21 protein-coding genes are annotated in these 24,732 nt (G+C 44.8%); all 21 read right to left on the bottom strand.

All coding sequences use genetic code 11. The features are described 5' to 3' along the window. Positions 1–3: 3 nt before the first annotated feature. The 21 genes from JMX89_RS04160 to JMX89_RS04060 all read right to left on the bottom strand — a co-directional run bounded on the left by JMX89_RS04160 (position 4) and on the right by JMX89_RS04060 (position 24,246). Positions 4–1,029 (bottom strand): ornithine cyclodeaminase family protein, encoded by a 1,026-nt coding sequence (locus tag JMX89_RS04160; protein ID WP_201550928.1) that lies wholly within the window; start codon positions 1,027–1,029, stop codon positions 4–6. A 58-nt stretch (positions 1,030–1,087) separates the two neighbouring features. Next, complete coding sequence (locus JMX89_RS04155) at positions 1,088–2,494, bottom strand: FAD-binding oxidoreductase (protein ID WP_227673006.1); 1,407 nt, start codon at positions 2,492–2,494, stop codon at positions 1,088–1,090. Between the two features lie 181 nt (positions 2,495–2,675). Beyond that, the gene (locus JMX89_RS04150) at positions 2,676–3,962 is read right to left on the bottom strand and encodes an NAD(P)/FAD-dependent oxidoreductase (protein ID WP_201531553.1); all 1,287 of its coding nucleotides are present in this window, start codon (positions 3,960–3,962) and stop codon (positions 2,676–2,678) included. Between the two features lie 17 nt (positions 3,963–3,979). Continuing rightward, on the bottom strand, positions 3,980–5,449 hold the full coding sequence (gene nhaC / locus JMX89_RS04145; protein WP_201531552.1) for a Na+/H+ antiporter NhaC: 1,470 nt from the start codon (positions 5,447–5,449) through the stop codon (positions 3,980–3,982). 423 nt (positions 5,450–5,872) lie between these two features. Continuing rightward, positions 5,873–7,363 carry an aldehyde dehydrogenase family protein gene (locus tag JMX89_RS04140; RefSeq protein ID WP_201531551.1) on the bottom strand — a complete coding sequence of 497 codons (1,491 nt, stop codon included), beginning with the start codon at positions 7,361–7,363 and terminating at the stop codon, positions 5,873–5,875. 256 nt (positions 7,364–7,619) lie between these two features. Next, the gene (locus JMX89_RS04135) at positions 7,620–9,017 is read right to left on the bottom strand and encodes a VOC family protein (RefSeq protein WP_201550980.1); all 1,398 of its coding nucleotides are present in this window, start codon (positions 9,015–9,017) and stop codon (positions 7,620–7,622) included. A 136-nt stretch (positions 9,018–9,153) separates the two neighbouring features. Next, positions 9,154–10,422, bottom strand: coding sequence for an aspartate aminotransferase family protein (locus JMX89_RS04130; RefSeq protein ID WP_201550926.1), 1,269 nt, complete (start codon positions 10,420–10,422; stop codon positions 9,154–9,156). Between the two features lie 163 nt (positions 10,423–10,585). Continuing rightward, positions 10,586–11,563 carry a LysR substrate-binding domain-containing protein gene (locus JMX89_RS04125; RefSeq protein ID WP_201550924.1) on the bottom strand — a complete coding sequence of 326 codons (978 nt, stop codon included), beginning with the start codon at positions 11,561–11,563 and terminating at the stop codon, positions 10,586–10,588. A 152-nt stretch (positions 11,564–11,715) separates the two neighbouring features. After that, positions 11,716–12,429, bottom strand: a complete 714-nt coding sequence (locus JMX89_RS04120; RefSeq protein WP_149492593.1) for a DUF6977 family protein — start codon at positions 12,427–12,429, stop codon at positions 11,716–11,718. Positions 12,430–12,793: 364 nt separating this feature from the next. After that, positions 12,794–14,002, bottom strand: a complete 1,209-nt coding sequence (gene chrA, locus JMX89_RS04115; protein WP_201550922.1) for a chromate efflux transporter — start codon at positions 14,000–14,002, stop codon at positions 12,794–12,796. A gap of 95 nt (positions 14,003–14,097) precedes the next feature. Continuing rightward, a complete protein-coding gene (locus tag JMX89_RS04110; protein ID WP_201531542.1) occupies positions 14,098–14,796 on the bottom strand; it encodes a hypothetical protein in 699 nt (232 codons plus the stop codon). A gap of 245 nt (positions 14,797–15,041) precedes the next feature. Then, positions 15,042–16,361: a short-chain fatty acid transporter gene (locus tag JMX89_RS04105; RefSeq protein WP_201531540.1), complete on the bottom strand. Its 1,320-nt coding sequence runs from the start codon at positions 16,359–16,361 to the stop codon at positions 15,042–15,044. A 285-nt stretch (positions 16,362–16,646) separates the two neighbouring features. Further along, on the bottom strand, positions 16,647–17,912 hold the full coding sequence (locus tag JMX89_RS04100; protein ID WP_201550920.1) for a RidA family protein: 1,266 nt from the start codon (positions 17,910–17,912) through the stop codon (positions 16,647–16,649). Positions 17,913–18,087: 175 nt separating this feature from the next. Beyond that, positions 18,088–18,672, bottom strand: a complete 585-nt coding sequence (locus tag JMX89_RS04095; RefSeq protein ID WP_201531536.1) for a HupE/UreJ family protein — start codon at positions 18,670–18,672, stop codon at positions 18,088–18,090. Positions 18,673–18,919: 247 nt separating this feature from the next. Beyond that, positions 18,920–19,558 carry an urease accessory protein UreG gene (gene ureG / locus JMX89_RS04090; RefSeq protein ID WP_201550918.1) on the bottom strand — a complete coding sequence of 213 codons (639 nt, stop codon included), beginning with the start codon at positions 19,556–19,558 and terminating at the stop codon, positions 18,920–18,922. A gap of 35 nt (positions 19,559–19,593) precedes the next feature. Next, positions 19,594–20,301, bottom strand: coding sequence for an urease accessory protein UreF (locus JMX89_RS04085; protein WP_201531532.1), 708 nt, complete (start codon positions 20,299–20,301; stop codon positions 19,594–19,596). Next, positions 20,291–20,839 carry an urease accessory protein UreE gene (gene ureE / locus JMX89_RS04080; RefSeq protein WP_201550916.1) on the bottom strand — a complete coding sequence of 183 codons (549 nt, stop codon included), beginning with the start codon at positions 20,837–20,839 and terminating at the stop codon, positions 20,291–20,293. Before ureE ends, JMX89_RS04085 begins: the two co-directional genes overlap by 11 nt. A gap of 35 nt (positions 20,840–20,874) precedes the next feature. Further along, positions 20,875–22,578 carry an urease subunit alpha gene (ureC, locus tag JMX89_RS04075; protein ID WP_201550914.1) on the bottom strand — a complete coding sequence of 568 codons (1,704 nt, stop codon included), beginning with the start codon at positions 22,576–22,578 and terminating at the stop codon, positions 20,875–20,877. Continuing rightward, positions 22,575–22,910: an urease subunit beta gene (locus JMX89_RS04070; RefSeq protein WP_201531528.1), complete on the bottom strand. Its 336-nt coding sequence runs from the start codon at positions 22,908–22,910 to the stop codon at positions 22,575–22,577. The genes ureC and JMX89_RS04070 overlap by 4 nt, the downstream gene beginning before the upstream one ends. Positions 22,911–22,938: 28 nt before the next feature. Beyond that, positions 22,939–23,241 carry an urease subunit gamma gene (gene ureA / locus JMX89_RS04065; protein WP_011513222.1) on the bottom strand — a complete coding sequence of 101 codons (303 nt, stop codon included), beginning with the start codon at positions 23,239–23,241 and terminating at the stop codon, positions 22,939–22,941. Between the two features lie 96 nt (positions 23,242–23,337). After that, the gene (locus JMX89_RS04060) at positions 23,338–24,246 is read right to left on the bottom strand and encodes an urease accessory protein UreD (protein ID WP_133105379.1); all 909 of its coding nucleotides are present in this window, start codon (positions 24,244–24,246) and stop codon (positions 23,338–23,340) included. Between the last annotated feature and the right edge of the window lie 486 nt (positions 24,247–24,732).

The following is a 24,732-nucleotide window of genomic DNA, read 5'->3' as shown; positions in this document are numbered from 1 at the left end:
TCACTACCCCCAAGTAATCAGCTGACCCAAACCTTCGTTTTTAGCTTTTTGAGCAACTTTCAAAGCGACTGCCGCATCAAAACTGGCAGCCCCAACAGATTTGAACAGGGTGATGCCTTTTTTACCTTGATTGATAGTAATATTTTTTGTGACCAAGTCAGCTAAATCGCCACTTAAATCCTCCCAAGTCCAACTGCAACCCTCAGCAGCATCCGCCTGAATCAAATCGCCCGCTTCATGACGTCCGCCCGCGATATCATCAATAAAGACATGTGAGCAGCCTTCAATGACGGAATCACTGACTTCTTTCATCTCAGGTTGATAAGCACCTACCGCATTAATATGTACATCGGCTTTAATTTGGTTTATCTCAAACAAGCCTTCGGTTGCACGTGTCGCCAAGTTAATCACATCGGCATCTTTTACAGCGCTCGCAATATCTTCGCAGACCTCCATAGTCACCGACCATTCTGGATACTGTTCAGAAAACTGTGTTTTAAAGGTATTTGCACCCTTAGCAGTTCGATTCCATAGCGTTACCTTTTTGATATTTGGACACACAGTGAGCACAGCATTCAGCTGCTCATATGCCATACCACCACAGCCGATGACTGCCACTTGCTGGCTATCTGGCTTTGCTAGATACTTACTCGCGATACCCGATAGCGCTGCCGTACGTACTTGAGTGACATAAACACCATCCATAAAGGCCAGGATTTCACCCGTATCATTGTTTGAGACACTCACCACAGCGGTAGTCGTCGGTAGATTTCGCTTTGGGTTATCTGGACAAATGGTGACCAGTTTAACGATAGCAAATTCTTCATGACCGTCGAACAATACTGAAGGCATCGATAGATGGGAGCCACTGTTTTTATCACTGGCAGTGAAAGTCGGAATGACCAAGCGCTCAGGGCACTTAATCCACTCTGGATGCTGCGCTTGTAGGGTCAACAGCTGCTCGATCGAGTCGATAGCCATGGTCATTGTCAATTGACTCTTTACCGTTTTGCTGTCTAAAATATGCATGAGAGTTCCTTATAGTTTTTATTAAAAATAAATCCTAATTGATTACGATACCACTCAACTAGAGATCAAAAATCTTGCCGCGATTCATAATACCATTGGGATCGAGCACTTTCTTAATCTCACGCAAATAATCAATCTCGGTTTCGCTACGGCTATAGTGTAGATAAGGCTTTTTAGTCATACCCACGCCATGTTCTGCTGAGACCGAACCACCATACTTCTGTACTACCTCAAAGATAGAATCATTCACCGTCTGGCATTGCCCAAAGAATTCATCTTTCGATAAATTCTCGGGCTTTAAAATATTGAGATGCAAGTTGCCATCGCCGATATGTCCAAACCAGCAAATCTCAAAATCTGGATATTTGGCGTTTACGATCGTTTCTATATCATGGATAAAGTTTGGCACATGGCTGATGAGTACTGATATGTCATTTTTATACGGCGTGAATACTGAAATCGTCTCAGAGATATACTCGCGCAGCTTCCACAAATCCATCGCCTGAGCCATACTCTGACTCATTACCCCATCGACTATCCAACCATTCTCCATACAGTTTTCAAAGATAGCCATCGCCTTATCCATAATCGGCTCATACGGCGCTTCGAATTCTAATAAAACGTAGTATTTGGTTCGAGCGTCAAACGGCTCTTGCACATGCCCAGTCGCCATTAATTTCTCAATCGCCACCTCATCAAAGAACTCAAACGCAGTCAAATCAATTTGTGCTTGAAAAGCCGCTAACACCTGCATCACATGGTCAAATTCATCCATGCCGAGCACCATCACGGTCAAATCTTGGGGTGGACGGTCAAGCTTCATTTGTGCCTCGGTGACGATACCTAATGTGCCTTCAGCGCCAATGAATAATTGCCGTAAATCATAACCAGTAGCGTTTTTAATCATGCCTCGGTTGAGCTTAAGGATATCACCTTTGCCCGTCACGACGGTGAGACCCATTACCCATTGACGGGTCATGCCATAGCGAATGACTTTAATCCCGCCCGCATTGGTACCAATATTACCACCGATCTGACTTGAACCTGCTGAGGCAAAATCGACCGGATAATACAAACCCTGCGCTTCAGCAAACTGCTGTAGCTGCTCAGTAATCACACCGGCTTCTACCTCTACCAAACGATCAGCCGGATAGAACTGACCAATTTTATTCATCTTATCTAGGCTGACAACTATCTCACCATTGCTAGCGACTGCACCTGCGGATAGTCCAGTACGACCACCACTCGGTGTGATGACAATATTGTGCTCATTTGCCAGTTTTACTAAGGCTTGAACTTGCTCAGTAGATTTCGGAAATACGATAGCAGAGGGTGCTGGCGCAAAATGTTTGGTCCAGTCTTTACCCCAATGCTCTAAGCTCACAGTATCTGTCTTAATCTGTGATACATCATAACCATGCTGTTCTTGCAATATAGACAATAGTTGCTGAGTTAATGCTAGCACGGTTGAAGCATGCTCAGATTCTGTATGCGCAGCTTCTATATGTGCAGCTTCTAAAGTAGGCAGTGCTGAAAAATCAGTCACAATATACACTCCAAATAAATAAAAGCAGTGTGCCGTTCACTTAATCTCTCCGCCAAATCAGCGGCGGCAATAAATAAACACAACGCCCTGCGTCAAAAAACTAGGCTATGATTTTGAGACATTGACCCATATGATACAAAGTCAGCCCCATCTCCGTATAGCCTGAACGCAAGCCAGACATACTTACCTTAGCTTCTTTAATCGTCTTAAAGGGTAATGGCAAGACGTCGCGGTCACCTGAGATAATATAATCAGCAAAGCATTTACCAATCATAGTACCTGTAGTAATCCCACGCCCATTGTATGCAGTCGCGGCAAGGATACCGTCTTCTGGCTCAAAGATACGCATGATATGGTCTTGCGTAAAGCCAAAGTGACCGTACCACTCATACTGCCACTTAAATTTAGGCAGATCTGGGAAATAGCTCTTTTGTACGACATTCGCCCAGTTTTGATAGAAGGTTTTGGACTTCATGGCTTTGCCACCGACCGTGCCAAGGAGTAAACGACCCTCGTTATCACGGCGAATACTGGACAAGGCCAAGCGCGTATCCCAAGCGCCTGTTTTATAAGGCAATATTCGATCTGCCACTTTACCGGTCAATGGCTCAGAAGCAATTTGATAATAATCAACCAAATAGAACGTCTTCTTAATATCTGTCCATTCGCCTTCAGTATAAGCATTGGTCGCGATGATGACTTTTTCAGCTTTCACCGCCGCATCAGCTGTACGCACATACCAATTACCATCAGATTTCTCAACTGAAGTCACCGCCGAGTGCTCATAGATACGTACGCCCAGTTTAGTCGCGGCTGCCGCTAAGCCATTGACGTATGCGGATGGGTTAATAGTGCCCGCACGATGATCGAGCAAGGCTTTATTGATACTGGTTGTCCCGCAGTATTCATGACAGCGCGCACCGGTCAATACCTCGGCATGAACACCGCGACGTATCAACTGATCGTAGCGGATATCTACATCGGCTTCACCCTTGGCATTGTGCGCCATATGGATATTGCCCGTACGCGTATCCTTTGCATCAATATGATGGCGATCGATGATGTCAAACACGAGACTTGGTGCATGACCGAGCGCAGTCCCTAAACGTTCACCAACCTCTTCTCCCATGATTTTATTGAGGTCATCAGGACGAGCCCAAGTACCGGCATTCACAAAACCCACATTGCGTCCTGAGCCGCCGCTACCGATGATCTTACTCTCTAGTAACACCACCGCGATGCCTTGCTCTGCCAGATGAATCGCAGCAGACAGCCCAGTATAACCACCGCCGATGATACAAACTCGTGTTTGCGTTTCGCTCGTTAGGGTATCGTAGTGGTGAGTTTTGGGCGCAGTGACGCTCCACAAACATTGCTCTTGCAACATCTCAAGTTCCTTCTAAATTATACGTTTTCTACGGTAGAGAGCGTGCTTGTGTTATCGATGACAGTCGGTTCTTCACGAGGAATAAATTTATTTAAGACGACCCATAGCAAGCCAAACAATGGTGATAACCAGCAGGCAAAGGCGAATGGCGCGTAAGTTAAGGTCGCAATACCTAGGGTTGCCGCGACAAAGCTACCGCCCATGTTCCAAGGAATAAGTGGCGATAACAGCGTACCCGTATCTTCGATAGAGCGAGTAAGCGTCGTGCGCTTGTAACCCATCTCTTTATACTTATCTTTGAGCAGACGACCTGGCAAGACTAGCGTGGTATAGACATCACCGATAAGCGTACCAACACCGATGGTACTGGCATAAGTCGTAATCACTAAACCAAATCTCGATTTCACCATGTTGTTGATTTTGGCCATAATGGCTTTTAATGTACCGTAATGCTCAATTGAACCGACAAAAGCTAGTGCAAAGATAGTTAAGGTCACGACCCAAGTCATGGACATCACGCCACCTTTAGACAACAGTTGATCGACCACAGCAAAGCCGGTCTCACTTTTAAAGCCATTTTGTAGGACGTTAAAGATGTCATGGACACCAACGCCTTGCATAAAGAATGCGACAAGACCAGCAACTACCACACCTGACAATACCGTTGGAATGGCTGGCATTTTCATAACAGCTGCAATGACGACGACAACAGCAGGTAATAAAGTAATAATGCTCAGGTTATAGTTCGCTGCTAATGAGGTTTGTATTTCTTTGATTGAGGTGAGATCGACATTATCTGCGCCGTAGCTCATACCAATCCAAGCATAGAGGATCAGAGCAGTCACCATCGCAGGTACAGTCGTCGGCAACATGCCACGGATATGGTCCCAGAGGTCAACACCGGCGGCGGCTGGTGTTAAGTTCGTGGTGTCAGACAACGGAGACATTTTGTCGCCAAAGAAAGCACCGGAGACGATGGCACCACCTGTTAGTGACGGTGGAATACCTAATCCCAAACCAATACCCATCATAGCTAAACCGACTGTACCAACCGTGCCCCACGAGGTACCCGTTGCTACTGAAATAATGGCACAAATAAGACAAACAGAGACTAGGAATGAGGAGGGAGAAAAAACGCTAAAGCCGTAGTATAAAATAGTGGGTACAGTGCCGGCGATAATCCAAGCACCGATGAGCATCCCTACACCCATCAAGATGATCATGGCAGGCAGACCAATTTTCACAACCTTTAAGAAACGCTCTTCCATACCTTCCCAGCTGCGCCCACGTATCTTCATGAACAGACCGGTGATCAAAATGCCACATGCTAGCGGAATATGCGGAGTAAAATCTTTGAAGACAAAAAATTGCACCATTAAAATAATGGCAGTCAATATCAGTGGGGCAATATCTAGCAGGAAGCTAGAAGAAGGATCATAACCTTCGATATCAGGGTCATGCGGTTTGTGGGGTTTATCTGCAATCATAATATATCTACCTATCCTAGTAGTTAAAACCAAATCCATTGGTATATAGTTATCGTACGATGTTGCTCATTGGTCAGATGCAAACCAATTTAGTGACCTAAGTCACTTCTCTCAATGCATTTATATTAAATAATCAATTAAAACAATAACTTAATATTCATGTTAAAGAATAAAGTATTGCCATCAATCAAAATAGATATTTGAAAGATATTCATTCATTACTAAAGGGATTAAAAAATAAAGCGTTAAACAGTAATCTTAATTAAAACGGCTATCCGCTATTTTTGCGGCTTATTGACGGTCTAAAAGTAGATTCAAAACAGAATTTAAAAGGATACAAGTAATGCTAAGGGCAGTTAAGCGCACATAACGCGCGCTTAACTGGCTAAAAACACACTTTTATATTAGCAACTATGGCTTGCATTAACCGAAATTAATACCCTGTGCTAGTGGTAGCTCAGTTGAGTAGTTGACCGTATTGGTCTGACGACGCATGTAGTTTTTCCACGCATCAGAGCCTGACTCACGACCACCGCCAGTTTCTTTTTCGCCGCCGAATGCGCCACCAATCTCAGCACCGCTGGTACCGATGTTGACGTTGGCAATACCACAGTCACTACCGCGGGCACTTAAGAACAGCTCAGCTTCACGCAAGTCATTGGTAAAGACGCAAGAAGATAAGCCTTGTGGCACGTCATTTTGCAGCTCTAAAGCTTCGTCGAAGTCTGTATAGGTCATGACATACAAGATCGGTGCAAAGGTCTCATGACGGACGACATCATTTTGCGCATCCATCTCAACAATAGCTGGCGTGACGTAGTAAGCGTTTGGATACTTATCTTGTAAGACGCGCTCACCACCAGTGACTGTACCGCCGGCTGCACGGGCTTTGGTCAAAGCGTCTTGCATGTTATTGAAGCTATCTTCGTCGATAAGTGGACCGACCAAGTTGCCTTCTAGTGGATGACCGATACTCACTGTTGAATAAGCAGATTTTACGCGTGGTAAGATGTCATTTTTTACAGATTCGTGGACGAATAGACGGCGTAGCGAGGTACAACGCTGACCCGCAGTACCAACTGCTGAGAACAGAATACCGCGTAAGGCTAGGTCTAAATCAGCACTTGGCGTTAGAATCATGGCATTGTTACCACCAAGCTCTAGTAAAGACTTACCGAAACGCTCAGCGACTTTTGGCCCTACGATTCTGCCCATACGTGTGCTGCCCGTCGCACTGACGAGAGCCACATCTTTATGCTCAACCAACGCATTACCAACATCGGCTTCACCCAATAAGAGCTGAGATAGATTGGCAGGCGCATCGCCAAATTTGGCTAGGGCTTTCTCGAATAGCGATTGGCAAGCGATGGCAGTTAAAGGGGTTTTTTCTGAAGGCTTCCAGATCACAGGATTACCACAGACCAAGGCTAGCGCCGTGTTCCATGACCAAACAGCAACGGGAAAGTTAAAAGCTGAGATGACCGCGATGACGCCTAATGGCTGCCAAGTTTCGCGCATGTGGTGACCAGGACGCTCTGAGGCGATAGTCAAGCCATAAAGCTGACGAGATAGACCTACTGCAAAGTCGCAGATATCGATCATCTCTTGGACTTCGCCTAGACCTTCTTCTTTGATTTTACCGGCTTCTAGAGAAACTAGCGCGCCTAGATCTTCTTTGTGCTCACGGAGCACTTCGCCTAAAATACGGACCAATTCACCACGCTTAGGAGCAGGCACTGTACGCCATTCTTTGAAGGCTTTTTTAGCATCTTGTATTTGTGTGTTGACATCATTCACTTGATGCAAAGCGACCTTACCGATGACTTCACCATCGATAGGGCTATTAACTGCGAAATCGCCTGCTTGGTACTGGCTTTCGTCGACGCCCATGGCTGACATATATTGCTTAATCATAATGACTCCTTTGTATAGTATTTCGTTACGTCCGTGCAGATCTATAAACTACCCTGCCGTCGCTCAAGTTGCAAAATAATAAATTTCTTGCTGTCATTCGTTTTTGGAATGGCGCTCTAAACTTAGTAGATAAAATCTTAATGAATCAATATATTGACTGATATAACTCTCATTGTATTAAAGCGGATTAAACCTCACTGCTCTAAAAAAATGTTTTTCACAGCGCCACTGTTTTGTCTTTTAACCATAAGTTGCTTTAAGCTACTTGTTGTAACGAGGCCAAACACGCCTGTAGACTCTCATTCTGCCGCTGCGCATATAATGCCAATTCATCTTGCACACGCATGCCTAAGGCTTGCTCAAATTCTTGCTTATTGGACTGATCGTCATAGCTGTTCTCGCTATCACTATGAAGATTGGACTGGAAGATACCGGCTGCACTCACAGGCAAAAAGTCTTCATAAACAATCGGCTCAATAAGAATGATATCTTGCTCAATCAGGCTTTGCAGATCGGCAGCAGAGAGCTCGTTTGACGGTGAATCTATAATGTGGTTTGCAAAAGCCTCTTTATCAGCTACTTGATAAAGGAAATAAGCAAGCTGCTCATGATGCAGTGTCTTATAATCGTCTGGAAAAGCGGCAAAAGATTCGCTTAATAATCGATAATATTGCTCAGCATTGTCTTCATTTGGGGTCGTACCCAACTTTTTGCGGGCGGCGTTAAGCAATTGGTCGTAAAGCGCACGGCCTTTTGGGGTCAGGGCTACACCGCGCTGCTCAATCTCACCAAAGCGGGCAGTATGCTGACCGGATTCATACTGACCGTCAGCACCTTTAAAACTCACTGGCTCTATTAATGCCTTAAAGCTGGTCTGGCGCAAAAGAATAGGACAGTGACGGCGTGGCGGTCCCTCAATGATCGCTTTTGGTGTAATTCCTCGGCTCTGCATACCTTGTTGGACGGCATCGATATCTAGCGTCCTTGGGGTCAAATGATTGATATGTGGTCCTTTAAACCCAACCACATCGGCAATCAGTTGATGTTGAGCTGCCAACTGCTCATATATGTCTTTCGAGATAGGCGACTGCTCATGCCAACGAAAGGTCTCGAGCGCTTCTTGGACAAATTGCTCACCCTGCTCATTCGTTAGACCGCCCTCGTTTTCATAAATTTCAATCAGTTTGATCGCGTCATCGGTAAAGATACAGCGCGCATCCAGTGCCGCTTGGGCTTGTTGCTTGAGCGTCGCATCACCAATCAAATCTAAACGCAATAATGAGGTAAATACGCGAAACGGGCTATTATTGAGCGATGCCGTATCAATCGCGCGAAACGCTGTAGAATGCACTGGCACGCCAGCAGGCGCTAGATCATAGTAGCCGATCGCATGCATACCCATAACTGCGAACAAACGACGCATCATCGTAAGCTCTGCCGCAGTACCCAATCGAATCGCTCCATGGCGCTCCATGCTGAGTCTATCGATTTCATCGGTATTCTTAAGCTGTTCAGAAATCTCAGGCTGCTTGTCCAATACATCCTGATTAACCTCAGCGACCAGATTCATAAGATCAGTATACAGCGGCACTTCTTTTTGATACATATTTGACATAGCGAGCGAAAAACGATAACGGATATCGTCACTGCTCATATTTTTTTGGTTTGAGCTTAGATGCTCTAAACTCACGGTTATTCCCCTTAAACTGCTTATAATGAAAAATGAATAATAGTTAAAAATGATGGAGGCTTTATGTAGCTCACATAGGAGCTATAAACAAACGTATTTACTAAATCGGCAGCTCATTTGGGATAGATGCTAGGATGGCTTTTAGGATATCAAGGCCTTCTTGTAAGGCTTCAGGCTCAATCGTTAATGGTGGTAATAAGCGAATAATGTGGCGGTATTTGCCACTAGGCATCAATAGCAGCCCTTGCTTACGAGCTTCCGCCAAGACATAAGCCATCACGCTTGGGTGCGTACCGTGAGATGGATGACGCAGTTCAATGCCGCGCATAGCACCTATACCGGTTAAACCATATAACCAAGGTGTTAAACCTTCTTGTTGCCACTGTTCAATAGTGGTTTCAATGGTTTGCTGATAGTGTTCTGCTGAGTCCCATACGGCATCTTCTGCCATGATATCGAGCGTGGCATTGGCAGCAGCACATGCTACTGGGTTGCCAGAATAGGTACCGCCCAAGCTGCCCTTTGGCAAGTCGTTCATGACAGTGCCTTTACCAATGACTGCCCCTAATGGTAGACCGCCGGCAATACTTTTACCCAGCAACACCATATCGGGCTCGATACCTAGATGACTAAAGGCGAACGGTGTACCCGTACGCCCAAAGCCTGACTGAATCTCATCCATAATGAGCAAGATGCCATGATCATCACAGAATTTACGTAAATATTGAGCAAATTTTGGCGACATTAATTGAAAACCGCCCTCGCCTTGTACAGGCTCTGCGATAATAGCGCCGATATTAGCAATATCCGTTTCAACTTCGAACAGGCGCAGCAAAGCGTCAATGGCTTGCTCGTCACTGATATCATTGTCAGGGCTTGGGAATGGAATATGATAAACACTGCCGGCAAGAGGGCCAAGGCCGCGTTTATACGGGGTCACTTTACCATTAAGGTTGACAGCTGCGAGGGTACGGCCATGAAAACCGCCATCAAAAGCAATCACACCGACACGACCAGTCTTCATACGGGCAATTTTGATCGCGTTTTCGGTTGCTTCGGCGCCGCAATTGGTTAACATGCCTGCAAGCTCGCCTGCAATAGGAACTAAATCGCAAAGTCTCGGCATGAGCTTTTGGTAAGGCAGGTGACCTGCCGCATTGTAGGCGTAGTGAATGAGGTTTTGTGATTGATCGATGATAGCGTCCACGATATGCGGATGACAATGACCAAAATTTAATACGCCGATACCACCGACGAAATCAATATAGCGCTTGCCATTCGTATCCCAAACGTGCGCATTTTTACCTTTGCTAAGGGTCACTGGATGCACCATGGTGAATGCATCGGTAACGTTATACAACGAATCCATGAACGTCTCTCATCTTCCTTGAGTTAGACGCTCATTTCAACAAAAACCTAGGATTTGGGCAAACGAATAATAGTTGGGCGGGCATTCCTTTTTGTCATCGTGTCTGATTGGAGCGATTGTTTTTTTCACCACTGGCTTTTAGCGGTTAATCACATTACTGTCGTTATCCATGGCTGACACTCGTACAAGTGATGCCAAGCAAACTGGCTAACTCCACCTGACTCTGACTGGACGTCTCTAAGTAGCGTGCAATCCACTCTTGCATCACTTTGGTCTTGTGCGAGTTGCCAAGCGATAAAGGATAAGACATATAGTAAGCCCCTCTCCCCTTAGCCGCATAATGCCAAGCCATCACCAGCTGACCCGATTGTAGCTCAGGAGCCACCAAACGTAACGGCATCAAGGCAACGCCATAACCGGTTAATGCTGCCGAAATACAGGCATGAAACGTATCGAAGCGTGGGCCTACAAACGTACCATCCAAGCTAATCTGCTGCTGCTTAAAGTACTCATACCATGCGCTAGGACGTGAGCTCAGCTGTAGCAGCACATAGCTGTCCGACTGCTGCGGTTGCAAGTCTTTACCTTGCAAATAATCAGGCCGACAAACCGCCACACAGTACTCATCAAACAATTTAACATTTTGCATCCCTGACCACGTCCCTTCACCGTATAAAAACGCAATATCGATATCATGCTCTTCGGAGAAAAATGGACCTACCTGCTCTTTAATATCCAGCCTAATTAAAGGATTTTCCTGACTAAAGCCGTGAAGCGCAGGAATCAGCCAACGTGCACAAAAAGTGGGATGCGAGACCATTTTTAGCACTTCCAAATTACTGCTATGCGACATCAAATTGGTCGTCGCAGTCTCGATATGCTTAAGAATACTTAGTACATCGATATAGTAAGCTTTGCCGGCAGGCGTTAACGAAATACGCTGCGAGGTACGATAAAACAAAGAGATATTCAGCATCTCTTCTAACTGTGCCACTTGCTTACTAATCGCACTTTGCGTCATATGCAGCTCTAAGGCCGCATTAGTAAAGCTTAGGTGACGAGCCGCTGTCTCGAAGCATTGCAGCGCAGTCGTCGAAGGATATCTTCTAAACGCAAGCGAAGGATTGGTATCAGTTTTCATAGTCTATTTTTATTTTCTTCCATGATAATAGATGTGGTACTTCGTATCACATCGCTTCTTTTAAGCACAGTCTAAGGTTAGTATGCCACTACAGCCTAGCAAGAACATTGGTTAACCAATTTCTTATACTAAATTGAGCGCTGGTCTAGTTATCAGATCCAACCTGCTTCCAAAAGCTCCTCGGTGTTACTCACTTTAAAGTCATGATATAAGTTAAAAAATACCGCTGGATCTTCAACATTATCCAGTAGCTCTCGTTTATTGAGCGCCACAAACATAGCCAGTGCATAAGCTGCACCATGGATAGATTTCTTTGGATTAAACTCCATATCAGTAAAGGCCTGATATTGCATGACCTCTTCATGCAGCTGAGGGTTTTGCTTTAATGCATTAACATACAGCCAATCATAAAATGTCGTTAATGGCTCTACACTCCACTCCATACCGAAATAATTATAGCCAATGAGTTCACCCGAGGTGATCAATCGCTCATCTTTTTTGGCTTGTCTGGGCGGTGCACTTAGCAAGTCGATATAGGGGCCACCATCCTCAAAAACCATACTGCTTTGAAAGGCGTTTTCGACACTATACTGCTCGCCCCCATTCTCATTAGTTAGCTTTAGGCTCAAAGGGCTCAGCAGAAAACTCAGCTTATTACCCGATTTACTCGACAGCTCTAAAACGTGATTAAAGCCATATTTTTTGCGAATAACTTGATGCATATCATTGATAGATTTTTTCTTTTGCCGACTCGCAAATCCCACATGGCGCTCAAACCGAACCATATCTGTTTTTACCAGATTATCACTGTTCACTCTAGGCATGAATACAGGTCTTTTTTCTACCGCGCTTTGTGCTTGTTCCATCGTGATGTACCTTATATCAATAATCTTTTATCAATGTTCTTTTATAACTGATTAAATGCGTCTGGGCAGTCCGAAATATATCGAATCCAATCAGCACTCGCGGGGCAGTTTATCTTATTATGGGTCATTTATCCTGCTCTATTTTAGCGTTATCAATAACCTTGAGCTATGCTGAATAAACGGTAAAGATAAATTTGGTGAATTTCGGCTTTACCATTTGAGGTGGATGTTGAAACGTAACTTGATGTGGTGACTCTTGAGAGAGTCAAACCTTCCAAAATTAGAAAAAACTGCTTAATAATGAGCAATTTTTAAAATTAGCAATTTCTGAATGTATCTGATTACTATACAGGTAGTTGCCACTTTATAGTGTTAGTAACCATCCAGCGGCTCCGCAGCCAATCACTACCAGCCAAGCAGGGAATTTCCAGAACATCAAAGCAATGAGAGCGACCAATGCCAAACCAAAATCTTTTGCTTCAACAATAGCGCTTGTCCATACAGGCTGATAAAGCGCTGACAATAACAAACCAACGACCGCTGCATTGATACCAGATAGTGCGGCTCTTGTGCGCAGATTTTGGCGTAGACTCTCCCAAAACGGCAGGACGCCCATAACCAATAAAAATGACGGCGCAAAGATTGCTATCAAGCAAATCATCCCTCCTAGCCAGCCACTAGGAGCTTGATTCATCGAGCTACCTAGAAATGCTGCAAAGGTAAATAAAGGTCCTGGCACTGCTTGCGTAGCTCCGTAACCTGCTAAGAAAGTATCGTTACTTATCCAGCCTGCGGGAACAATCTCAGCCTGTAATAATGGCAATACTACGTGTCCGCCACCAAATACAAGTGATCCTGCACGAAAAAAGGTATCTACCATAGATAGGGTTTGGCTTGGATACAATGCAGTTAGCAGCGGTAAGCCAATGAGCAATGAAAAAAACAAGAACAACCAAACAAGCCCAGTCCGACGTCTCACAGTAATAGCAAGCGGGTCATGAGCAATCACTTTTTCAGGCTGGAACCATAGCAGCCCAATAATGGCGGCAATCGCAATAACGCTTACTTGAGCTAATGCAGAAGGCACCGAAAGTACAAAACAAGCAGCCAGCGCCATGATAGAGATTCGCGCAACATCGGTACAGAGATTTTTCCCCATACCCCATACCGCTTGCGCAACCACAGCCACTGCCGCGACCTTTAAACCATGCAATACACCAAGTGGAACAATATCCCCATAACTGCTAATACCTAGGGCAAACAATATAAGCACTATGGCAGAGGGTAAGGTAAAACCAGTCCAAGCAGCAAGCGCGCCCGTATATCCTGCTCGGGATAACCCGATAGCAATGCCAACTTGACTGCTGGCAGGTCCTGGTAAAAACTGACAGAGCGCGATTAAATCGGCATAGCTGTTCTCAGTCAGCCACTTGCGGCGTATTACAAACTCATCACGGAAATAGCCCAAATGAGCGACAGGGCCACCAAATGAGGTCAATCCCAATCTAAGGAAGATAAGAAAAACAGCCCATGCTGATCTGCTTTCAATATTAGCATTATTGTGATGTACCACGAGTCACTCTCCTTGGCAGACCGTATAAAGAGAAAGTGTTATAACTTAAAGTCACATACAGAGTTTGATTAACTATTTAGTATTATTTTTACTTACTATTCAGCATCATCTAATAATTTATTAAGGGTTTCTATCATGGGATCATCTATGATGTGATCTTCTACAAAATCCACTATCTGATAAATGGTCGCCAAATCCATTGCTTGAATACCTAAGCTCGCTAACTGCGCATTGATAACCTCTAAGCACTCGTTATCTTCAGCGCCGTCACTCGCGAACCAATACATCTGCTCTAGCAAGGTGTCTTGTTTGGTTAATGTTGAATAGCTATCGCCCTGAATAAATAAATTAAAATAATAAGGCATCTCTACATCATTAATAAAAAAAGTACGCTTACACTCTAGGGTATAGGCTTGTGCTTCTTCACTGTCGTTGCTGTCAACGCCATCAATACCTGCATCATTTTTGTCGTCTTCGCCACGCTCAAGCTCTTCTTTTACCAAGCCCTCTAGGAGTTGGTAGCGCCCTGCTTTTATTTTGTGATTGTAAATAATACTCGCATCCGCGATTGCCTCGAAGATAATGGCACTAACATCTAGAGTATGATTATCAATATCATAGAAGCTTTTTAGCGCAGGTAAAAATTCAGTTAGCTGCTCTTCAGGGACTGGTATGAGAAATTGCTGCTCGTATATCTTGATCATATCTTCGGGCGCGTAAGTATTGGCAGTATCAGTCTCGTTTCTACCGGTAGGCTGTAATGGTAAAAAATCATATGGGTTATCATTGGTCATTTGGGACGGCCTTTTATGTGTGTTAGATTTAATAGATGTCTGCTATCAAAAAAAATGAGCGTCTCTAAGCGGATATATCACTCTTAATATACGCTTAAAATTTATGCGGGTATTGTCGCTTATTTGGACAATTTTAGATAGACAGCGATAGACATACCCCTTGAATTATTCTCATAAAAAAAGACCTTACCCATCAAATAGGCAAGGTCTAAACGCTAAGTCGTACCAAAAACGCTAGGTTTTAATTATAAAAACAATAGCCCTAAACCAATCACAACACCACTAACAAACAGGACGATGACACAAAAACCCATGATATCTTTGGCTTTGAGTCCCGCAATTGCCAAGGCTGGCAATGCCCAAAACGGCTGAATCATATTTGTCCATGCGTCACCCCATGCAACTGCCATAGCAACCTTTGCAGGGTCACTGCCCAGCATCTCTGCCGCCTCTAACATAATGGGTGCTTGCACTGCCCACTGTCCGCCACCTGAAGGGACAAAGAAGTTAACCAGTCCTGCGCTTAAGAAGGCGAAAAGTGGTAATGTCTCAGCTGACGAAATATTGACGAATGCTTCTGACATCACGCCTGCCAAGCCTGATGCTGTCATCATACCCATGATTCCTGCATAAAATGGAAACTGGACAATAATAGCACCGGCGCCTTTGACCGCTTCTTGAACGGCAATCAAATACTTACGAGGTGTTCCGTGAAAGATAATCCCGAGGAACAAAAACATAAAGTTGACCAAATCAAGGGTCAAGGCAAAGCCATTTTGCACAAAATAATAGACGATAAAAGCAATGCCCAATATGCCGATAACCATTGACAAAATCCAGCTATTTTCCAAACGCTCTGCTGGTGTCATGTCCGATTTTTTTGGTAGCTCCTCAACGATTGGTTCAACCAGAAGTCTCGGATCTACCGTCACCGTATCTTCTTTTTTGGGCATCATCAGACGATTTAGTAAAGGAACGATGATAATCAATGCAGCCACAATAATTAAGTTATAGCTAGCAAATATGGTGGCACTGGTTGGAATAACACCAATCTTATCAGCGAACGGATGACCTGCTGTCGCAATGGATAACGGAATGGAGCCCGAAAACCCAGCATGCCAAATAATAAAACCAGAATAAGCACTGGCAATCAATAAACGGTAATCGACATTCTCTACACGCTTTGCCAATTCTTTGGCGAATAATGCCCCAATCACCAACCCAAATCCCCAGTTAATCCAACTTGCCGCAAGGGATACTAAAGTTACCAAGATAATGGCACTGCCCGGCGATTTTGCTAAACTTGCCAGCTTTCCTAAACCTTTTTTAAATATTGGGCTGCTTGCCAATACAAAACCTGTGACTAATACCAACACCATCTGCATTGAGAATGCGAGTAATGCCCAAAAACCTTCACCCCAAAACGCCACCATTTGTACCGGTGAAGAGTCAGTTAATCCTAAACCCAGTACAAAAATAACCACTGTTAAGATAATAACGAACAAAAATGGATCCGGTAAATACTTCTCCATTAAGCTATTCGAAAAACGGGTAATCCCTTTCATTTTATAATTCCTTTTTTTAGATATACATTCCCTGAATGCTACTGCTAGCTAACTATAGTCCATTCAATTTCGAAACGCTACAGCACTGCTATGAATGATTCTTTTTTATTTAGACCTTACTGTTCCTGCCTACTCTTACCTGTTTAATTATATCTTCCACATATAAAAAGGCTTCCAAATAGTTGAAAGCCTTTTTATTTTATTTAGGTGATGAATCATAAATTGATTATGACGCTCTAGAAAACGTGCGTCAAACCAATTGTTATGGCAAAATCTGAATGACCACTATCTGACAGGTGGCGTACCTTCAGCATTAGAGAGCACTACATCAACTTGTATCAATGCGTCCATAGGGATTGCTGATACCCCAAATACTGTTCTGGCAGGCAGCTCACCGTCAAAGAACGTGGTATAAACATCATTGACCGTGTCAATATCGTTAATGTCTTTGAGTTGGATAGTTACTTTAACGATGTCATCCATTTTATGATCGATACTCTCGACAATGGCTTTGATATTCTCTAAACACTGCTGAGTCTGCGCTTTTATATCACCGTCGATAAGCTTACCTGTTTTAGGATTGATAGGTAATTGACCTGAAAAATGATTATAGTGAGAAAAAGCAACCGTCTGCGTACTTAACAATTGCTTTGGCGCCTGCTCAGTATTATTGACTTTGATCACAATGCCATGTCGATCTTCAACGGCTTGTGGCGGTGTGCCATCTCCATGTGATACCACGGCTTCAACTTGTACCAAAGCACCCATAGGTAGCCCTGAAACCATAGTCACTGTACGCGCCGGCAGATAATTGACGGCTCTTGCAATAGCAGTATCTGGGAAAAAAGTGCTATAAACGTCATCGACGGCTGCGATATCAGCAAGGTTAGTTAGACTAATGTTTATTTTGACAATGTCATCAACACCGACATCGATACTATTCAAAATCGACTTGATATTGGTTAGGCATTGCGCCGTCTGCTCTACTATACCGCCTGCTACTAATTGCCCTGAAATAGGATCGATTGGTAATTGTGCTGAAACGTTATTATAATGAGAAAAAGCAACGGTTTGGGTAGATAGAGAGTCTATTGGTGCGTTATCAGCATTTTTTGCCACTTTTACTAGCTCGCAAGGGGCTTGCGGGTGAGTACCTTCGCCATTTGAAAGTAATGCATCCATTTGTACTAAGGCACCGTCCATAGGCAGCTCTGCAACCATCACTACGTTACGTGTCGGCAAATAGTTGTTAAAGAGAGTACGATAGACAGCATCTACTGCCTGCATATCTGCAATATCTTTTAAAAATACAGTGATTTTAATCACATCATCCATGAGATGATCAGTACTTTCTACAATCGCCTTGATATTATCTAAGCACTGTTTGGCTTGTGCTGCGATATCAGCAGCGATTAATGTTCCCGTCTTTGGATCAATTGGTAATTGTGCTGAGATATTATTGTAATGAGAAAAAGCAACGCTTTGAGTTGACGTTGAGCTAATCGGCGCACGGTCAGTGTTTCTAGATAATTTTATGATGGTATCATTCATATCGTGATAATCCCTATTTGATATATTTATTAATGCAGCAGGCATCTAGCCCGCTGTCGTCGCTTTAAGATCTTTACTAGATGCGAAAAGGAATATGAGAAACTAAGAAACCGTAGGAAGTCCCTACGGCTTCTTAGCTTGATGCGAAAAGATAAAATTGTGTGATTAATATATATTAGCCAGCAGCTAATACGCCACCGATGATAGCAACTACGCCGCCTAATGCACGGGTAATACGATTGTCGGCTTTGAGCATCATGGTACCTAGACCACGACCGACAAAAGTAATGGCTAAGGTGGCGACAACGAAGCCAGCCATATAAAGCAATAAGCTTGAACCTTGTGTCATTTCAGTACCATGAGCATAACCGTGGGCAACCATAAACAGGGCAACTAAGGTTCCACCAACAGCAGTCGACAGTTTTGCTAACGTGGCGATTAGTACACCGACTAGCAATACTGACATGGCGATGCCGGTCTCTACCCCAGCCAAACTGATACCCGCCCAAGCAAGGCCTGCGCCAGCTATCATGCCGCCTACGACAAATAACGGCGTGCCACGTTTCATCGTAGTGTTTTGGCGGATACTCCAAAAACCAATCGCGCCCATGGCCAATAAGTGGTCAAGGCCCATCATCGGATGCAGTAAGCCGCTAAGGAAACCATTGCTCACCTGCTCGCCATGGCCAGGGTGGGCCATCGCCAAAGTGGCAGTCATCATCAACCCTGCTATCAGCAGCAATTTAGTCATTTTATTCATCTTTCTCTCCTATTTTTTTTGTTTTCTGTTGTCTGAGTGATTGGTCTAGTTAATACTTTGAAGTACTGTCCGCCTACTTATAGTTGATCCACTTTTAAAAGGGTACAGAACTACTGGGATTGATTATTCGCAGCCTCTGTCTGCGTAGCCACAGCAAGCAAGAAAAATTAACCCCAGTAGTGATTGACAATATTTGCATTTTTTTATTTAGGACTGACTGTAATTATTAAGTGCGAGCAATTAAGCATTAAGCATTGGCGCTTAGCTTTTCAGGACGACGCTCAGGTAACATGCCCTGCTTTAAGATAAAGCTAATAATTTCTTCTACGCCTACGCCGTCATATAAGTTGGTGAAGATAAAAGGACGTTCTCCGCGCATTTTCTTTGAATCACGCTCCATCACATCTAGCGAAGCATGGACATATTTGGCGATATCAATTTTATTAATAATCAGCAGGTCTGACTTAGTTATACCTGGGCCACCTTTACGAGGGATTTTGTCACCAGCAGCGACGTCGATGACATATAAGGTCAAATCAGAAAGCTCTGGGCTGAAGGTTGCTGCTAGATTATCGCCGCCAGACTCTACTAAGACCAGCTCTAAGTTAGGATGGCGCGTTTGCAAATCATCAATTGCGGCCAGATTCATCGAGGCATCTTCGCGGATAGCCGTATGTGGACAGCCGCCAGTTTCTACACCAAGAATACGGTCAGCAGGCAGAGCATCATGCTTTAACAAAAAATCAGCATCTTCACGCGTATAGATGTCGTTAGTAACTACAGCGATATCATAGTGATCTTTTAGCGCACTACATAATTGACGTAATAAAGCTGTTTTTCCGGAACCAACCGGACCACCAACGCCTACTCTTAAGCAATGTTTCATGGATATTTTTCCTTATCTAAAAACGAAGCATTAATTTAGCTTCGAAATAATCGTGAATATTGAGTTTCATGTTGAGCACTACCCAGTGCTAAGCCGGGTAAAATCGGACCCAACTGCTCATCAGTTAAGGTTAAAGCCTTATCAACTGCCGCCACCAGTTGTGGACGCAAGGTCTCGTTCAAACGTTGTGCAGCGGTATGACCGAGTGGCAGTGCTTTGCAAGCAGCCGCCAGCTGATTTTCTAGCCAGCCCCAAGCAAATCCCAGTAGAGCTTGACGTACAGGCACCTGCCTTTGATGGGCAGTCCATGCAAACACAGTGACATAGCCCGGTTCCTTTGGTAGCTCGGCATGACCTAACGCTGGCTGTGGCTGCAACTCTAAACTGTTGAGCAAGCGCATCAATGCTTGACCTAAACGTGTGTCTTCATCGCTCAGCTCAGCCGTTTCCCGATTGGCATGTAGCCAATCATTCCAAAAGGCCAGACCATCACCGTCGTTATTTGCCCAACATCTCTGTAAACGTGCTAAGACAGGCAGTTCACAACGCGTCAAACCATCCCCTAAAACGCCTTCCAACCATTCGCCCAGTTGAGCTTCATTATTGACCCAACCAAGCTCAAACGCACTTTCCAAACCTTGTGACCAAGCAAAAGCACCAATAGGTAATGCTGGGCTAATTAATTGCATCAAACCTAACAATGCTAGATCGCTCACAGCATTTGACGGCTCATCAATGCGCATGGTTATGACCGTCGTGTTCAGAATGATCGTGGTCGTGGTCATGAGAATGAGAGTGAGAATGCGCATGACTATTTGAGTGCGAGTGCTCGCGACCAGCCTGCGCATAAGCACCAGATTCAGGATCAAATGGTGCGTCGTGATGCACCAACTCTGCTCCCAATAGTACTGCTAGCTCCTCAAGCACATGATCTGGAGGAAAACGTACCCAATGACGCCCATCTTCATCGCTACCAAGGGCGAGTGACACATGTCGATTACCTAAGTGGTAGCACAGTCTAGCGAGTGGTAAACCGCTTTCGATATAAGCAGTAGCCACTGGCTCATCAGCTGCAAGAACCTGAATCACCTCACCACTATCGGCTTGTAGCAAATCACCATGACGAAGCACAGGACCTCGGTCAAGAAACAGACCCACATCACGTTCGTTATCACTAACTGCCTTTAGACGGCCACGAATACGTAGCTCATAAGGCAAGGTCAAGGTGTCATAAATATCAACCGAAGCATTACCATCCATTCTTTTTATTAATTCAAGCATATTATTATCCTTACAAACGATTTAAAACAACTGGCCTAAAACAAATGATAAAGCTGAGCTAATGGTAATTCAGAGAGCGGCTCACACGTTAAAAGCACACCGTCTACACGAACCTCATAAGTTTCTGGATCTACCGTGATGTTCGGGCAGTAATCATTCAGCTTCATGTCTTTTTTGCGCATGCTGCGAACGTTTTTACACGCGACCAATCGGCTTCTTAGCCCCAGTTTTTCTTCGAGTCCCGTGTTCATCGCAGCTTGGCTAACAAAGGTAACGCGAGTAGCAGAAACTGCACGTCCTAGCGCGCCAAACATACGGCGGTAATGCACTGGCTGCGGGGTCGAAATCGCTGCGTTAGGATCGCCCATTGCAGCACCAGCAATCATGCCGCCTTTTAATATAATGGACGGCTTAACACCAAAAAACTTAGGACGCCATAGTACCAAGTCTGCCATTTTGCCAATCTCTACCGAGCCCACTTCATGTGATACACCATGGGTGATGGCAGGATTGATGGTGTATTTGGCAATATAACGTTTGACTCGGAAGTTATCAGTACCGCGCTCTTGATCTTCTGGTAGCAGACCACGTTGCAGGCGCATTTTGTGCGCGGTTTGCCACGTACGGCAGACCACTTCACCAATACGGCCCATGGCTTGAGAGTCCGATGAAATCATTGAAATGGCACCAAGATCATGCAAAATATCTTCTGCAGCAATGGTCTCACGGCGGATACGCGAGTCAGCAAAGGCCACATCTTCAGGAATATTTGGGTCTAAGTGATGACACTCCATCAGCATGTCTAGATGCTCGTCAACAGTGTTGATGGTGTACGGGCGTGTTGGATTGGTCGATGACGGTAAAACATTTGGCTGACCACAAGCGACAATAATATCTGGCGCATGACCACCACCAGCACCTTCAGTATGATACGAATGGATACAGCGGTCTTTAAAGGCCTCTAGCGTATCTTTGACAAATCCGGACTCATTTAAACTATCAGCATGTAACGCTACCTGAATATCGTAACGGTCAGCAACATCAAGCGCATTACTAATGGTTGCTGGCGTTGCCGCCCAATCTTCATGAACTTTTAAACTCATAACGCCAGCTTTGACTTGCTCTTCAAGTGCTGCAGGCGTACTGGCACTGCCTTTACCCAAAAATCCGATGTTAATAGGCAGGTCATCCACGGCTTGCATCATTTTGCCAATGTGCCACGGTCCAGGCGTGTTGGTGGTAGCGACTGAGCCAGTTGCAGGGCCAGTACCGCCACCAATCATAGTGGTAAGACCGCTCATTAACGCCTCATCTACTTGCTGCGGGCAGATATAGTGCACGTGTGTGTCTACCGCGCCTGCGGTCAATATTTGGTTTTCACCAGCGATAATCTCAGTACCTGCGCCAATGATAATATCAACATCCGGCTGCGTATCTGGGTTGCCGGCTTTACCGATAGCTGCAATGCGCCCGTCTTTTAAGCCAACATCGGCTTTTAAGATGCCCCACCAATCAATAATAATAACGTTGGTAATCACGGTATCCATCACTGAGTCTGAGCACAATTGGCTTTGTCCCATACCATCACGAATCACTTTACCGCCACCGAATACTACCTCTTCGCCATAATGGGTGTGGTCCTTTTCAATCTCGATCCAAAGCTCAGTATCGCCTAAACGGAGGCGATCGCCAACGGTCGGACCATACATATTGGCATAGGCGTCGCGAGATATTTTCATCGTGTTTCTCCTGAATCTGAATTGTCATCTAGCGCACCCATCACCTCACCTCTAAAGCCAAAGATGCGGCGCAGTCCGGCATAAGGCAGTAACGACACCTCACGTTTTTGACCTGGCTCAAAGCGCGTAGCGGTGCCAGCAGGTATCGCTAGGCGATGTCCATAGGCTTTTTTGCGATCAAAGCTCAGTGCGCTATTGGTTTCAGCGAAGTGATAGTGAGAGCCCACTTGTATAGGGCGATCGCCGGTATTGGCCACTTCAATCACAAAGCTCTCGCGCCCTACGCACAGTTCAATATCACCTTTCTTTAATTGATATTCACCCGGAATCATTATGCTCTCCTTTAGCTTTATGCTCTTATTAGATAATAGGACTGTGAACAGTCACCAGTTTGGTGCCATCAGGGAAAGTCGCTTCGACCTGAATACTTTCAATCATCTCAGGTACACCTTCCATCACATCATCACGAGTTAAAATTTCGCGACCGGCGCCCATCATTTCTGCCACCGTGCGCCCTTCTCGTGCGCCTTCCATAATCTCACAACTTATCAGAGCAATCGCTTCTGGATAATTAAGCTTCAGCCCTTTTGCCTTACGGCGCTCGGCCAAAAGCCCAGCAGTAAAAAGCATTAATTTGTCTTTGTCTCTGGGGGTTAATTCCATTATTGTCTCCATTATTATTGATATTGTTGTGCTGAAAACCGATTTATTTGCGGCTTGCTTTTATGCGTAATCGAAAAAAAATACGCAAAAGAATTATTAGGTTAACCAAATGCGCGGCGTCACTGCCTCAACATCCATCAGTCTTGGGCGCAGAATTTCCCTCGCTTGTTGCAATAAATCCCATGCTTCATTGCGCTCCATACCCAAGTATCGTAGTAAGAGCACACCGCGGCGATAAGTCACCGCCCAATTGTGGTTGGCAGGTATTTTGTCGCGTAGTTCGGTAATGGTGTCAGCAGGGTCACTCAGTCCGACAGCCCAAAGGGTAGCGTGAACCGTAGCACCGCCTTGTCCCCATTTACCTAAAAAGCGAGGATGTGTTGGGTCAATAGCTTGGCGCTCTAACCATAGTGGCTGACCTTTTCGGCTAAGCTGAAAACGCTGTTCAATGATGCCGCTGACATAAGGTAAGTCGCTGGCTGGGCGGCCAAGGCCAATCATTTCCCAGCCCAAGCATTTAGCCGTTTCAGCCAAATCAATAATCACCGTTTGCTCACCGCGTGACCCATCAAAAGCCAGCGTTTCTTGTGGCAGCCATTCAAGCGTGGCACCGTCTTCGATTTTAAGATGAGTATGCTGTGTCCAAGCGACATTATTGCTATCGGCTCGATACAGTTTGTTGGCAGCTGGGGTGGTTAATAAAGCGTGGGCGTTTTCAGACACCGTAACATCGATGGTTAAAGAATCACCGCTGGCAATACCGCCGGGCGGATGCAGAAGATACACATGACAGCAGCCATCACGACCTTCAGGGTAAAAAGCGCGCTGTACCCGCAGTGGACCATAGTGACGTGCGACATTCATGCGAGTAATGCGAGTGTCCGCTTCAGGATAAGCTGCAAACCCTAAAGTTAATGAGGCTGGCCAATGGCGGCTGGCATCAAAACGATGCCCAGAATCTATGATTGGCTGCGGATGCACAGGCATAGAAAATAAAATCGTCATGCGATTGGAAACCTTTTTTATAGGCCCAGCGCGACATACATCGCTGAATCGTCAGCAAATTGGCTGACAATAGCAAAATGAGAAAATACATTCACGTGCGCGGGTGAGGTTAGAGTGACAGTGGCAGCCTAGTAGCTGTCAGCGAATGTCATCAGTTGGGCAATGATTGCCTAAAAACCATAAAACGAGTAGTGCAGATAAATTGCGATGTACCATCAGGGTAGAAGATGCTTCCCTTGATATGTGTATGAGCTTAATTAATGCAAATAGGCGCTCTAAAAAAGCACTTATGGGCAAACAGCCATACTGTTTATCTCTTATAAGCCAACCGTACATAATTGTCAAATTGTTTCTTTACACATTGGTAAAAATTATGGCAGCTTAATCCTATTTTTAGTTAATCTGTACTGTGAATCTTGTAGTAATTCAATAAGATAGATAGCTAGAAGATAGTAACCCTAGCAAACATGAGACGAAAATTTCAAA

The sequence above is a fragment of the Psychrobacter sp. DD43 genome (genome assembly GCF_904846555.1).
Taxonomy (GTDB): domain Bacteria; phylum Pseudomonadota; class Gammaproteobacteria; order Pseudomonadales; family Moraxellaceae; genus Psychrobacter; species Psychrobacter cryohalolentis.
Note: the sequence above shows the minus strand (reverse complement) of the source record. Positions and strands in the feature narration are given on the sequence as shown.

What these genes read in the sequence shown, in the direction of transcription:
- JMX89_RS04160 (WP_201550928.1), bottom strand. Translation starts at nt 1,029, where the DNA reads ATGCATATTTTAGACAGCAAAACGGTAAAGAGTCAATTGACAATGACC.
- JMX89_RS04150 (WP_201531553.1), bottom strand. Translation starts at nt 3,962, where the DNA reads ATGTTGCAAGAGCAATGTTTGTGGAGCGTCACTGCGCCCAAAACTCAC.
- nhaC (WP_201531552.1), bottom strand. Translation starts at nt 5,449, where the DNA reads ATGATTGCAGATAAACCCCACAAACCGCATGACCCTGATATCGAAGGT.
- JMX89_RS04140 (WP_201531551.1), bottom strand. Translation starts at nt 7,363, where the DNA reads ATGATTAAGCAATATATGTCAGCCATGGGCGTCGACGAAAGCCAGTAC.
- JMX89_RS04135 (WP_201550980.1), bottom strand. Translation starts at nt 9,017, where the DNA reads ATGAGCAGTGACGATATCCGTTATCGTTTTTCGCTCGCTATGTCAAAT.
- JMX89_RS04130 (WP_201550926.1), bottom strand. Translation starts at nt 10,422, where the DNA reads ATGGATTCGTTGTATAACGTTACCGATGCATTCACCATGGTGCATCCA.
- JMX89_RS04125 (WP_201550924.1), bottom strand. Translation starts at nt 11,563, where the DNA reads ATGAAAACTGATACCAATCCTTCGCTTGCGTTTAGAAGATATCCTTCG.
- JMX89_RS04120 (WP_149492593.1), bottom strand. Translation starts at nt 12,429, where the DNA reads ATGGAACAAGCACAAAGCGCGGTAGAAAAAAGACCTGTATTCATGCCT.
- JMX89_RS04110 (WP_201531542.1), bottom strand. Translation starts at nt 14,796, where the DNA reads ATGACCAATGATAACCCATATGATTTTTTACCATTACAGCCTACCGGT.
- JMX89_RS04105 (WP_201531540.1), bottom strand. Translation starts at nt 16,361, where the DNA reads ATGAAAGGGATTACCCGTTTTTCGAATAGCTTAATGGAGAAGTATTTA.
- JMX89_RS04100 (WP_201550920.1), bottom strand. Translation starts at nt 17,912, where the DNA reads ATGAATGATACCATCATAAAATTATCTAGAAACACTGACCGTGCGCCG.
- JMX89_RS04095 (WP_201531536.1), bottom strand. Translation starts at nt 18,672, where the DNA reads ATGAATAAAATGACTAAATTGCTGCTGATAGCAGGGTTGATGATGACT.
- ureG (WP_201550918.1), bottom strand. Translation starts at nt 19,558, where the DNA reads ATGAAACATTGCTTAAGAGTAGGCGTTGGTGGTCCGGTTGGTTCCGGA.
- JMX89_RS04085 (WP_201531532.1), bottom strand. Translation starts at nt 20,301, where the DNA reads ATGCGCATTGATGAGCCGTCAAATGCTGTGAGCGATCTAGCATTGTTA.
- ureE (WP_201550916.1), bottom strand. Translation starts at nt 20,839, where the DNA reads ATGCTTGAATTAATAAAAAGAATGGATGGTAATGCTTCGGTTGATATT.
- ureC (WP_201550914.1), bottom strand. Translation starts at nt 22,578, where the DNA reads ATGAAAATATCTCGCGACGCCTATGCCAATATGTATGGTCCGACCGTT.
- JMX89_RS04070 (WP_201531528.1), bottom strand. Translation starts at nt 22,910, where the DNA reads ATGATTCCGGGTGAATATCAATTAAAGAAAGGTGATATTGAACTGTGC.
- ureA (WP_011513222.1), bottom strand. Translation starts at nt 23,241, where the DNA reads ATGGAATTAACCCCCAGAGACAAAGACAAATTAATGCTTTTTACTGCT.
- JMX89_RS04060 (WP_133105379.1), bottom strand. Translation starts at nt 24,246, where the DNA reads ATGACGATTTTATTTTCTATGCCTGTGCATCCGCAGCCAATCATAGAT.